Below are 12,106 nucleotides of genomic sequence, written 5' to 3'. Positions count from 1 at the left end.
GGGTCATCCAGGTGGCTCAGCAGCCTCCCGAATGAGGACATGAGCTTCTGCCTGCCGACCTCGCCGATGCTGTTGCCGATCATCTCCATCCGGCTGTGACCGCCATCGCCAGCGCCCCTCCGCTGTCGTGGCGGAGGCGGTGCGCAAGTCACCCGCAAACAGCCCCACCTCAAGCCAGTGTTCCAGCGATTGCAACTGCTTGCTGACAGCACCCTACGTTCGGCATGAGTGCGAGTGTGGTGGCCGAACCACAATTACCAGGATAGCCACATCGGTCGCGGAGGTATGTAAGGCGGCTTTGTGGCTGCTACCGGGCTTCTTCGGATAGCCGGCGCACGCTGTCAAAGCCGCTCGGGTCTTCTCTGCTTGGGCATGACGAACCGTTTCAGCTTAGCTATAGGTTGTGCCGTGACGTGAGGAGAGCCAGCGGTTGGTTGAGACAAGCGCAACTCAGTTTCCGGCTGTAGCCGTCCGGCCGCTCCATCTCCTCACAACAGACCAAGTGCTCGCAGACTTGGTCTCGGGGCAAGCGATCGTTACTGACGAAGGTCATCACTTGACCCTGGCATCGGCTGCCGCGTGTGGTGTCTTGGCATGGTATCGGGGCGCAAGGGTGAAATGGTCCGGGAACGTTACGGTACAGGACTGCGAGGCAATCATTGCGAACGGGACCACGACGCCATCGGCAATTTCTATTCCGATGGTCCATTTTGGGACCGGACGTCGTACCCTGCGCCTGGCGAGGGTTGTCGCGCACCGTTTTGCGGGGATACACGCTTACGGAGCGGTGGACGACCCTGCGCCCGACTTCATCTTCGAACCTGAACGGCCGATCACACTGTTCGAAGGTTGGAACGGATCGGGCAAGACCAGCCTCGCCAATGCGGTCGTCTGGTGCCTCACCGGGAAGCTCCTCCGGTCTCAGCGCCTTCCGGAAGGCGGCGACAAGGAGTATGCATGCGAAGTTGAGCGCGGAGCGGAGGAAGAGGTCACTCAGCACACCATCAGCCCGGTTACGCCCCTGCCGACAGGGCAGCACTGGACACCGGATCGCTCTGAGAGGACTGTGCCAGCAGATACCTGGGTTGAATTGACCTTTGTTGGCGAGGACGGCATCCGGCTCCCGCCGATACGGCGGACGCAGTCACGCACCCCAAATGGGAAGCTTGTCGAGGAGGGACCCTCCGCGTCTGACCTGGGGCTGGACCTGATCACCTTCAGCCTGGGTACCACGATGCCGGGGATGCTGCCCTACCTCCAGGTAGGCAGCCAATCCGAACTCGGGCAGGCGGTCGCCCGGCTAACCGGCCTGTCCGACCTTGTGGATCTGGCACGTCATGCCACTCGGGCCAAAGCTCGGATCAGGGGCGATCTGACGAGGCAGCGGGGCGCCGACCTCGAGCGGGTAGAGGCAGACTTCCTCAGGCACCGCCGCGACCTTGAGGAACGCATCTCCGAGTTTCCCAGTATGGCACCCACAGCCCCACTGCCCTCGGCGGACGGCCCAGCGGAAGACCTCACGGCGCTTGAAGCTCACTTCGAGGGGATAAAGGCGGAGTCCTTGGCGCATGCGCGTGAGGTGCTCGGAGACACGTTCGACGCGGCCGAACCGGGGCAGCGCCGTAACCTCGAGGCATCCATCGTCCCGGCGATGGAGCAGATGCGCAGGCTTTCACAGCTTCAGTCCATGGAACGGCTGGCCTCCCTCCGGCTGGAGGCCGGCCCCCGGGAGGAACTAGAAGACCTGATCTGCCGCCTGCTTCGGGAGGCGCAGACGCTTGAGGAATTGGCGGCTGACCCAGTCCTCAAGCGGAGGACTCAACTCTATGCGCGGGTGACCGCCTGGATGCACGAGCACGGGCACGCCGACGATGGAAAATGTGCGGTGTGCCAGCATTCACTTGCGGGAGTGCTCGATGCCGAGACGGGCAGCCTCGTCTCCGAGCACCTCGATCAAGTGGCCAGAGACAGCGAGGTTCTGTCGCGGACGGTCGCTCAGTGGGAGGAGGCATGGACGGGCAGGCTTGCCCGCGACCTTCCACCCTCGCTGCGCCGTGAGCTTGATCGGGACCTGCCGGCCTCGCCGGCAACGCTCCTGCGCACAGCGATGACAGAGGAACTCTTCGCGACGGAGGGCTTCGCAGGCGCTCTGTCGTCGCTGCGCCCGGGTGTCGAGGCACTCACGAGCCGCGCCCTGGAACTGGTGCCGCCCTTCGCCGTTCCTGCTCTGCCTTCGCTGCCCACGAGCATCAGCGCTGCGACTCCAACCCTCAGTGTGGTACTGCGCCGCGTCAGGCGAGCCCTTGCCTTCAGCGACTGGATGTCGTGCAATCGGCCGGCACTTCTCCAGGCACTCAACACTGTCCGGACTGGCTTCAGCGAGGATGAGGCGATCGTGGGGCTAGACGCCCAGTTGTCGCGCCTGGACTTGATCGTGAAGGGAGTTGCTCCCATCAACGCTGCGACTGAGCTAGTCAGACGTCTCGTGTCCTCACGCGCGGAACGAACTAGCAGGCTGAAAGCCATCGAGGATTGCAGGACAGCCGCGCAAGCGCTCGATGAGATCATACCCATAGGAGCTCTCGCGACAGCGCAAGTCGAGGGGCTCCAGAGGCGCCTCCACGGTCGCGCTGAGCACTGGCGCAACGCCATCTATCAAAATGCCACTACCTTTTCGCCGGAGCCGCGCCGCACGGGCATGACGCCGCAGGGAGTCATTGACATTCATGTCGGGCGCGACGGCGTGCATGCGCCAGCGCAACACGTCTCGAACGCCTCGGCACTGCGCGCAAGTCTCCTGGGCTTCTATTTGGCTTTCCGCGAGCATGTCATGCGGACCAGTGGCGGCTTGGCACTTGTCGTTCTGGACGATCCCCAGGACCTGCTAGATTACGATAACCGACAACGCCTGGCACGAGCACTTACCGCGCTTGCGGCTGGCGGCGCGCAAATTCTGACAACCACGCACGACCGCAGTTTCGCGCGTGTGCTGGTCGCAGAGGCCAGGAGCGGAAACCAGATTGAGCATCGCTCCATCCATCCTGTGAACGCTTCGCGCCGCACGCTGGAAACATCGCTGGCGATCGAAGATCTCGACCGTAAGCGCAGCGATTTTATAGCGAATCCGGATTCGGCGCCGCATGCTCAGGACTACGCAAACCAGGCTCGGATCTTCCTGGAGGCGCGGCTCGGGGATCTCTTCGACGATCCCGCTTATCCTGCCTTCTCTGCTCCCTCTGATTCCACTACCCTGATGCCACTGTATGACCGCCTCAGGGGGCTGGTGTCCGGCCGCAGCAATGAGCTGTTCCGCAGCCCGGTGCTGGCGAAGTTTTGTGCAGACGCCGCGCTGGCCGAAGGCGCGGCTGCGAGGCGCGTGCTGAATCAGTCCCACCACCGTGACAGGGACGCGCTCAGTTATGTCGAAGTGCAGCAGGTGGATGCTGACCTTAGGCGGCTACGCTCGTCTGTCGAGCGCGTGCACGAGGAATTCCGACGCTACCGCTGGCGCGAGCCACTTGAGAATGAGAGGATCGAGGCTGTTGCGAGGCTCACGGGTATCAGCGCCCCGCCGCTCAACGTGCCGATCGTTCAAGACATCGCCGCCTTCAGTGGTCACGTACCAAGTGGTGGCAGTCAAGACAGTTCAGTCGAGATGTTCACGAGCGCATGGTTCGCGAACAAAGCACTATTCTATGTCCGGTATGACACGATGGGTTTCGCGATCCCCTCCGGATCTGTTGCAATTGTCGAGGCTACGCCGTCGGCACCGCGCGACCATGACCTTGTCGTGGCGCGCAGGGGCAGGGCCGCATTTGCACGACGTCTCCTGCGGCCTCGCAATGGTGAAGGCTTCTCACTCGCAGCTGAAGCGACCGATCCACGCCAGGGCAAGCCTACGTTGGCTTTCGAAGATCGAGCCGCTGAGCTTCACAGGGTTGTGGGAGTACTCTTCAGCCAGTTGCCCCCACCAGACGGCCGTGAAGAAGCGACTTTAATCGGTGGCGATCCTACCCTCGCTCGGATTGAGGTCGCGTATCGCGTTCGCGAGGACAGTGCCGTGCCAAGGGCCATGCCAGGCCAGATCATACTTGGTGGGGCGGTGATCTCGCCTGAGCGCTTGGACGCCATGGAGGGTGCCATGGTGGCCGTTACACTTGAGGACGGGGACAGCATTCTAAAGCGCGTTGGGGCACAATTGTCGCGCAGTCTGCCTTACCTCCGGCAATTCGAGACGATTGGAGGTCTGGGTGCGTCTGTCGTTATCGCGACTGAACGCGTCGAGGGTGCGCCAGACGTTCCCGTGATGCTCAATGCAAGGCCTGTCTTGGGCGTGATCTACCAGCCTTAGCCAACTTGCCGTCGAGGCGCCATGATGTAGAGGCGAGGACGGGGTCAGGCGACGCCTTACCCCCTGCGCCCCGTCGAGGGCGGGAGTAGCAAGCGCAAGGTGAGGCTCAGGGACACGCGCAGGGAGCATATCCACCGAGCGTGGGCGCCCAGCCTTGCGCGCGAGGGGAAGAGCCCCATAGCCGAACCGACGGCTCATGGCTGATCACTTAGAGTTCCCTGATTGCCAGACTTCTCGCGAATTGAGACAGGCGGACACTTCGAAAAACCTCGCGGCTGAGACGCGAAACTGATTCACTGGCTTTGGCCAGCGGGGGCAGTGGAATGGCGGATCAGCCGGGCTTCTTCGATGTGGATGAACGGTATGCGGCGCTTTCTGCTGCGGGCGATCCGCTGGAGCGCCTTGCAGCCGTGGTCGATTTCGAGATCTTCCGCCCGGTTCTGGATGCGGCACTGGCGCGGTCGGATCGCAGCCGTGGCGGCCGCCCGCCCTATGATGCGGTGCTGATGTTCCGGATCCTGGTGCTGCAGGCGCTCTACAGCCTCTCCGATCAGCAGGCAGAATTTCAGCTGCGCGACCGGCTGTCCTTCATGCGCTTTGCAGGCCTGGGCCTGCATCAGGCGGTGCCGGATGCCAAGACGATCTGGCTTTACCGCGAGCAGCTCAAGCAGGCAGGTGCCATCGAGGAGCTGTTCCGTCGCTTTGACGCGGTGCTGGCAGCCAAAGGCTTCCTCGCCATGGGCGGGCAGATCATCGACGCCACCTTGATTGCAGCACCGCGCCAGAAGCTCACCATCGAGGAGAAAGCCACGATCCGGGAAGGCGGCACGCCTGCGGATTGGTCGCCAGCCAAGCGGGCGCAGAAGGACCGGGATGCCCGCTGGACGCTGAAGCGCGGCAGAGCCAAGCCCAAACCAGAAGGCACGCAGCGGCAGGCCATCCAAATCGCGGTGCCGGTCTTCGGCTACAAGAGCCATATCGGCATTGATCGGCGGCACGGCCTGATCCGCCGTTGGACGGTCACCGATGCGGCCCAACATGACAGCCGCAGCTTTCCAGCCCTTCTGGATCCCGGGAACACCGCCAGCCGCGTCTGGGCGGATACCGCCTACCGCACCAAGCGCAATCTGGAGGTGCTGGAACGGCGCGGCCTGAGCGAGCGCATCCAGTTCCGCAAGCCACCCCGGCGTGGGCTTTCCGAGCAGCAGGCCAAGGCCAATGCCTCACGCGCTCGGATCCGCTCGGGCATCGAGCATGTCTTTGCCGCCCAGAAGCACCGCATGGCGCTGTTCGTGCGCACCATGCGGCACGGCCCGAGCGCAGGTGAAGATCGGCATGGCCAATCTGGCCTATAACTTCACCCGCTTCGCGTGGCTCAGCACCCGAACTGCGCCCGCATAACCCCACAGCGCCCACGAAGAGCGGCACTTGCCCTCCAAAGCCAGTGACCCGGCCGTGTCAGCAGAGGCACGTCACAGCCTGAGGCAACGATCCTGCTCGCCAAGCCGCGCAACAGCCGGTAGTTCGAGGTGTCCATTTGGCTGATCCACAACAGCGTACTGGACTTCGGTAGGAAAACGAGAGCTGGATTCTAGAAGGACTCTAGCACTACCTGGGCATTTTGTGATGAGGTGACAGAAATCTGCGTCGGCAGTGCGGACATCGGATCGGCGTGACGAGATGAGCGAACAGCCGGTCGAGAATGGCGCGCCGCACGGCGGGCAGGCTCGGCGAGGGCGGCGGGCCCGGCATCGGGGCCCGCATTTTTCCCCCGCCTCGTCCGGCGGTGCGCGGCGAGGCGGAGATGCTGCAGATAGGCAAAGGCGATGCAGCTCATCAGCGCGTGTCGGTGCAGGCCGGTCCACGACCGTCCCTCGAAGTGCCCGAGACCGAGCTCTTGCTTCAGCTGCTGGTGCGCCTGCTCGCAGACCCAGCGCCCTTTGATGGCAGCTGCCAGCGCCCGGAGTGGCGTGTCGGCAGGCAGGTTGCTCAGGTAGTACTTCCGCTCGCCGCCTGACCGCCATTCGCCGACCAACCAAGCCTCGTCGCCCGGCAGGTGGCGGTTGTTGCCCCACACCGCCCCGTCGCCCACCCGGATGCGGGCGGCGGCGAACCGGGCGGCGAGCGCACCTTGTGTGCCCTGCCGCCAGGTGATGCGGCGCCAGGCCTGCGCGGCCAGCACCTTCTCCGCTTCCGCAGGCTCCTCGTTCGGCACCAGCTTTTTAGCACGGCCCTGCGGCGCTACCAGCTGCACGGCGGCGCTGTAGACCTTCTGGTTGCGCGGGATGCCCACCGCCCAGCGCAGGCCCCGGGCCTGCAGGCCCTGGCGGAACGCCGCACTCGCGCCATAGCCCGCATCCGCCAGCACCGTGCCGAACCGCACGCCCGCCGCCGCCAGCCGGTCCAGCTCGTCGAGGGCGATCTCGCCCTTGGCTCGCAGCGTCATCGCCGCATCGGGCACGCCTGCCTGGGCGCAGCGCTCCGGATCATCGGTCCATTCCTTGGGCAGGAACAGCCGCAGGCCGACCGGAACAGGCACCTCGCCTTGCGCCAAGGTGAGCGACACCAGCGACTGGCAGTTCGCCTTTTTGCCGAGCTGGCCGCAGTACTGCGGCAGCACGCCGACCGACATCGTGCCCTTCTTAGGCAGTGCCGTGTCATCGATCACCAGCCAGGCCTGAGGACTACCCACCAGCTTATCCGCCTGCTGGGCCAGCACGGACCACAGCGGCGCGTCGTTCCAGGCGGGACTGGCGATGAAGTGCTGCAACTGATCATGCCCACCCAGCCCCAGGCGGGCCGCCATCGGCTGCAGGCTTTTGCGATCGCCGGGGCCGAGCAGGCCTCGCAGGTAGAGCGGCGCCCAGGTGCGGCGGGTCTTGCGGCCCAGCACCGCCAGGAACGGCGCCAGCCAGCGATCCAGATCGGCTCCACCACCAGGAATGCTCGTCATCAACGTCGCCCCCCCACGCAAGGCAACGTCTCACATCATCAAAACCAGCTCAATCAAAATACCCAGGTAGTGCTAGAGGCTGTTATGGACCTGCGGCGAGTTGAGCGGCCTGCTTGAGCATGATGCAGGCGAAGGCGATGAGGTGGAGATCAGCAAGAGTGCTGGCGTAGCGCTCGTAGTCCTTTACCAAGCGCCGGAAGCGGGTTGCCCAGGCGAATGAGCGCTCAACCACCCAGCGCCGCGGCAGCAGCACGAAGCCGCGCTTGGCTTCTGGTAGTTTGACCACCTCCAGTTCGATGCCATGCGCCTTCGCGGCATCGGCTGCTTTGCTTCCCGTATAGCCCTGGTCGACATAGGCCAGATCGACGCTCTGGCCTGTGGAGGCCTGCACTGCCTGGGCAAGCCGCCCAACCTCGGCCCGGTCGTCGGCACTGGCGGGCGTGACGTGCAACGCCAGCAGATGCCCCAGCGTGTCGACTGCCAGGTGCAGCTTGGAGCCCTTCTTGCGCTTGGCACCGTCGTACCCGGCGCGGGTTCCGCTTTCGGGTGAGGAGCGCAGCGTCCGGCTGTCCAGGATCGCAGCACTGGGCTGCGCCTTTCTCCCCGCGGCGAGCCGTAGCACCGTGCGCAGATCCTCGGCCAGCGCCTCGAAGCAACCTGCCGCCAACCAGCGCTGGGCCTGCTGGTACACCGCGGCCCAGGGCGGCAGGTCGTTCGGCATCCAGCGCCAGGGCGCGCCGGTCTTCACCACGTAGCGCAGACCGTTGAACACCTCGCGCAAGCTGTGCTCACGCTGTTGAGCATCCTCGGACAGCAATGTCAGGTAGGGCGCCACCAACGCCCATTCGTCGTCAGAAACGTCAGAGGGGTAGGGCTTGCGGGCACTCATGCCCCGCAGCCTGATCGTTACCCAGCCGCAGGTCCATAACAGCCTCTAGCATTTTGGCAGAGAGCGAGATGCCACCAGTGTGAGCCGTCCGTTTCGCCCGGCCACCGGGGGATGGCTGGGCTTTAGGAGTAGACCTCGCTCCTCCTCGTCGATTTGGGCATCAGGGTAGACAGCGAGAGCCAATGAGAGGGTCTCGCGAAATTTACGGCGGAAGTTGTCAATCCTACCATAGCCCTGCCCAAACTGTGCGTAGAGCGCCCGCCAAGATACTGGTGTTGGCCCGCTCAGGGCATGTAACCGGTAGGCTAGCCAGCAATACACATCTAGTGCCATTGAGTTATTAGCGAGCTGCCGTACCGCTGATTCTTCGATAGGTACGGGATGTTTTTTTAGCTGATCGTAGAAGGTCTGCGACAGCGTAGCGGTCTCGATAAACATCGAGCCCTTCTTATCGCCATCGTCTACGAACATCGCGGTATCTAGGATAAGCTGGTTGACCAGCCCTGCCCGCCCACCGTGCATGATCTGAAAGGACATACGGCAGCGGCTGATACGGTCAGCTTGGTCCCGTACGTCCCTCATGGATTTGCCGCCGATAGGAATAGATAGTCGCCGTAGCCAGGCGTGTAGTGAGCGTCCCAGTTCGATTTCGCGTGAGCTAGTGCGGAGCGCCTCTGATTGCAAATAGAGCAGAATCAGCCGGGCACGTGAGCCGTAGGGTACGCCGACATGCATAGGCGGACCGTCCTCGACTACCCGCACGCCGGGCTGCACTATCAGCGTAACTCGGTCATTCTTTACTTGCCAGAGCGCATCGTCCGCTAAACGCTTGTGCGGTAAGGCCGCTAGTGCCCAGCCAGAATAGAGATAGCCAGTATCAGCGTCCTCGCAGGCCAGATAGGCTGCAGCGGTATCGACCACTGTGCGGTCAATGTCGGCTTCAAGTGCCTTTTCTCTGCCGAACTCCAGCAGAAGCTGGTGGACGCTGCCCATTGGCCCCTATCCCTCTCCTGAGCCTATTGCTTTGTACCCGAACCAGCCGGCCTGCAAATGCTGGACTCTGGAAGGGATAGCTAGAGCTATTTGGTTATATTCTAGTATTGCCTTCCAGAGTCCAGTGGATAACAATTATAACGCACTGATTATGCTTGGCATCCCAAAGCTTTGCTCCTACCAAAGATCAGGTGAATCCTCCCAAAGTTCAGCCCAGGGGGGGATAACTGCGGGAACAGACTCGGCGAGCACGATCCCAGCACCCTCCCAGAGTCCAGTCTTGAGATGAGTATTGATCTGCGGCTTAGCAGTGGAGGTGCCTGCCCTCCAAGCCACTCGGCCTGCGGTGGTGGCTAGGGGTGTTGACGCGACGAAATGATGAGGCGGACCCGTTGGTATTTCAGCGAGGTAAAGCTGCTGGAGAAGAAGGAGCCCCTCCACTTGATATTCTTCAAGGAATGCCGCCTGAGCGGTAGATCAAGGAAAACATATTCAAAGGTATAGGTTCGAACGAATGATTGACTGATTGCAATCATTCATTCAATCATGAGTGTAAGAATAAGGGATTGAATGATGCACGTTCTAGTACTGGCGAGCCGCAAGGGCGGGGTGGGCAAGACCACCATCGCCTGCCATCTCGCCGTGGAGGCCGAGCGCAGCGGCGCCGGGCCGGTCGCGGTGATCGACACCGACCCGATGCAGGGTATGGCGCAGTGGTGGGACAGCCGCACCGAGGAGACCCCGGCGCTGATCAAGGGCACGGTGGCCGAGGCCATCCCGACGCTGAAGAAGCAGGGCTTCAAGCTGCTGGTGGTCGATACCCCGCCTTCCATCGGGCCGGAGGTGGCCGAGGCCATCAAGCACGCCTCGCTGGTGATGATCCCGGTGCAGGCCAGCCCCAACGACCTGCGCGCAGTCGGCTCCACCGTTGAGGTGGTGAACGCCGCGAAGAAACCGCTCTCCTTCATCATCAACCGGGTGAAGCCGCGCGTGCGGCTGACCACCCAGGCCTATGAGGCACTGAGTCCGCACGGCACCATCGCGCCGCTGCTGGCCGACCGCACCGACTACGCAGCCGCCATGGTCGATGGGCTGACCGCCCCCGAGCTGGGCGGCAAGGGGCCAGTGCCGGAGGAGATCGGTGCCCTATGGGAATACACCGCAAAACGCCTGGAGCTGACCCCATGAGCAAGCGTCCCCTGTCGCCCCTGTCCCTTGGATCTACCCTGGCCGCCAAGGGGGAAGGCACCACCCCGGAGAACCCGGTCCCTACGGTAGTGGCACCGCCCCCGCAGCCGGCACCACCTCCTGCCACCGAGCCCCGCATCCTGCTGTCCTACCGGCCGCGCGTGTCGGTCCACGACAAGCTGCGCCGGCTGAGCTTCGATACCCGCCGCTCCATGCAGGAGATGGTCGACGAAGCCGTCGAGACATGGCTGGCCGGGCAGGGACGTGACTGATTGATTGATTGGATGACTGATTGAGGGAATGACATAATGGCGTCAGATATGGAAAGGTACCAGGAGTTCGTGGACTGGCTGAGAGAGGCCGGCGGGTACAAGACAGTGGAGGTGAGGCGCCTTGTACGATGGAAGGGGCTGAAGCAGAGCCAAGCCGGTGTTCAGATCATCGAGGGCAAGATGTTTGACGAAGCTGCGGCTCAGGTGTGGGTCTATGACAACCTGGGCTCGGCCATCATGGCCTTCCACGGCTGGATCGATAAGGAACCCGAGCCTAGAGGGTGGATCAGCCATCAACCATCAGGGCGCCGGCAGGACAGGAAAGTTTTTGAGTGAATGGTTGATTGATTGAAGGAATGACGTCGTGAAGTCGGCGCCCGTAACTTGTCGCTCCGCTGGTTGGTACTGCCTGCAGCTTGGCGTAGAGAAGGCTCGCAAGGACTTCCCTGGCCAGATCGGGGCGCCGGACCCGGCGAAGGTCGAGGCCGTTTGCCTAGATGAAGCGGCTGGCGAGGCCCGCACTCTGCATGACCTGGATATCGCCCTGGACGTGATCCACATAGCGCAGATGGGCACGCTGGGCATGGATCAAGCCCGCTTTCACATCAACGCCGTGGATATGGAAGATGCCATTACCGAAGCGATGAATAAGTGAATGAATGGATGAATGAACGATTGATTGAATGAGGTCATGAAAGCACCAGAAAAGCCGCCCTCCATCACCTGTCCGCAATGTGGCCGCGTTTCGCTCTATCCGATGGACATCAAGGAGCGGTTCTGTGCTGCCTGCGACCAGTTCCACGAGGAGGTGAGGATCAGCGAGCCGCCAGCCGCGCCGACTCGCTGAGCGCCATTAAATGTTGAAATCGAGGCCCGCGATGACGCTCCCTGAACCGGGGAACTCGACCACGGCCTTTCCGCCTTCCCAGCCAACCAGCTCATCGAGCCAAGGCATCGGCACTTCGGAGACAACGAAGGTCGAACCGTTGTTGTCCTGTTTCCAGATCAGCGCGAGGTATGGGTGAACTTCGCCCGGAAGGACCATGACGCGTGGTGTCTCGCTGCCTCGGAAATCACCTTCCCACCCAACCTTGTCACCGGCCTCCAGCGCTTCCTCACAGAAGCGGCCGAAGTCGGCCAGATTACTCGCAACCCGCTTGGGCGAGATTTCGGGAGATGCGTAGTCGAGCAGCGTGCGCATGAACTGCTGTGTCGTCGACATGAGCGACCAGCCAAAATCCATCGGGGAGATGTGGTAGGCATAGAGCTGGCGGGGCATGTCGGATCCCTTTGGGTGGAGCCCGCAATCTAAACCTGTACGACATGCTCAATAAACTGCTTCGGCCACCAGCTGCAGTATTGGGCAGCCAATCATGCAGCGCGGTAAGGCGGTATTATCGGATCGGTCGGGGCGTCGCAGACACAGGGCAGGGGCCTGCCTAGCCCTCATCGGAAGGGGG

General features: G+C 62.8%; 9 protein-coding genes and 1 pseudogene. 6 read left to right on the top strand and 4 right to left on the bottom strand.

Translation table 11 applies throughout. From position 1 onward, the window contains the following. Positions 1 to 787: 787 nt before the first annotated feature. Together CR162_RS21060 and CR162_RS21055 are read left to right on the top strand one after the other, a co-directional pair. Positions 788 to 4,351 carry an ATP-binding protein gene (locus tag CR162_RS21060; RefSeq protein WP_176559975.1) on the top strand — a complete coding sequence of 1,188 codons (3,564 nt, stop codon included), beginning with the start codon at positions 788 to 790 and terminating at the stop codon, positions 4,349 to 4,351. 323 nt (positions 4,352 to 4,674) lie between these two features. Then, positions 4,675 to 5,752, top strand: a pseudogene (locus CR162_RS21055) (IS5 family transposase). Between the two features lie 190 nt (positions 5,753 to 5,942). Here CR162_RS21055 and CR162_RS21050 read toward each other — a convergent pair. From CR162_RS21050 to CR162_RS21040, 3 genes are all read right to left on the bottom strand, one after another. After that, positions 5,943 to 7,304: an IS701 family transposase gene (locus CR162_RS21050; RefSeq protein ID WP_099097448.1), complete on the bottom strand. Its 1,362-nt coding sequence runs from the start codon at positions 7,302 to 7,304 to the stop codon at positions 5,943 to 5,945. 82 nt (positions 7,305 to 7,386) lie between these two features. Continuing rightward, the gene (locus CR162_RS21045; RefSeq protein WP_099097445.1) at positions 7,387 to 8,193 is read right to left on the bottom strand and encodes an IS5 family transposase; all 807 of its coding nucleotides are present in this window, start codon (positions 8,191 to 8,193) and stop codon (positions 7,387 to 7,389) included. A 45-nt stretch (positions 8,194 to 8,238) separates the two neighbouring features. Further along, positions 8,239 to 9,186 (bottom strand): replication protein RepA, encoded by a 948-nt coding sequence (locus CR162_RS21040; protein WP_099097444.1) that lies wholly within the window; start codon positions 9,184 to 9,186, stop codon positions 8,239 to 8,241. A 570-nt stretch (positions 9,187 to 9,756) separates the two neighbouring features. Between CR162_RS21040 and CR162_RS21035 the strand changes: the two genes are divergently transcribed. From CR162_RS21035 to CR162_RS21020, 4 genes are read left to right on the top strand one after another with little or no spacing between them, the layout of a single operon-like run. Next, entirely contained in the window at positions 9,757 to 10,374 is a 618-nt protein-coding gene (locus CR162_RS21035; protein ID WP_218014952.1) for a ParA family protein, read from the top strand. Next, positions 10,371 to 10,646 (top strand): hypothetical protein, encoded by a 276-nt coding sequence (locus tag CR162_RS21030; protein WP_099097443.1) that lies wholly within the window; start codon positions 10,371 to 10,373, stop codon positions 10,644 to 10,646. The genes CR162_RS21035 and CR162_RS21030 overlap by 4 nt, the downstream gene beginning before the upstream one ends. Before the next feature lie 36 nt (positions 10,647 to 10,682). Next, positions 10,683 to 10,982 (top strand): hypothetical protein, encoded by a 300-nt coding sequence (locus CR162_RS21025; RefSeq protein ID WP_099097442.1) that lies wholly within the window; start codon positions 10,683 to 10,685, stop codon positions 10,980 to 10,982. A gap of 28 nt (positions 10,983 to 11,010) precedes the next feature. Beyond that, the gene (locus CR162_RS21020) at positions 11,011 to 11,301 is read left to right on the top strand and encodes a hypothetical protein (protein WP_099097441.1); all 291 of its coding nucleotides are present in this window, start codon (positions 11,011 to 11,013) and stop codon (positions 11,299 to 11,301) included. A gap of 198 nt (positions 11,302 to 11,499) precedes the next feature. Here the strand turns inward: CR162_RS21020 and CR162_RS21015 are convergent, their stop codons facing one another. Further along, the gene (locus tag CR162_RS21015) at positions 11,500 to 11,925 is read right to left on the bottom strand and encodes a hypothetical protein (RefSeq protein ID WP_099097440.1); all 426 of its coding nucleotides are present in this window, start codon (positions 11,923 to 11,925) and stop codon (positions 11,500 to 11,502) included. Between the last annotated feature and the right edge of the window lie 181 nt (positions 11,926 to 12,106).

It is taken from the genome of Teichococcus rhizosphaerae, assembly GCF_002631185.1.
Lineage (GTDB): Bacteria > Pseudomonadota > Alphaproteobacteria > Acetobacterales > Acetobacteraceae > Pseudoroseomonas > Pseudoroseomonas rhizosphaerae.
The sequence above is the reverse complement of the archived record's forward strand: the minus strand, read 5'-3'. Positions and strand labels throughout refer to the sequence as shown.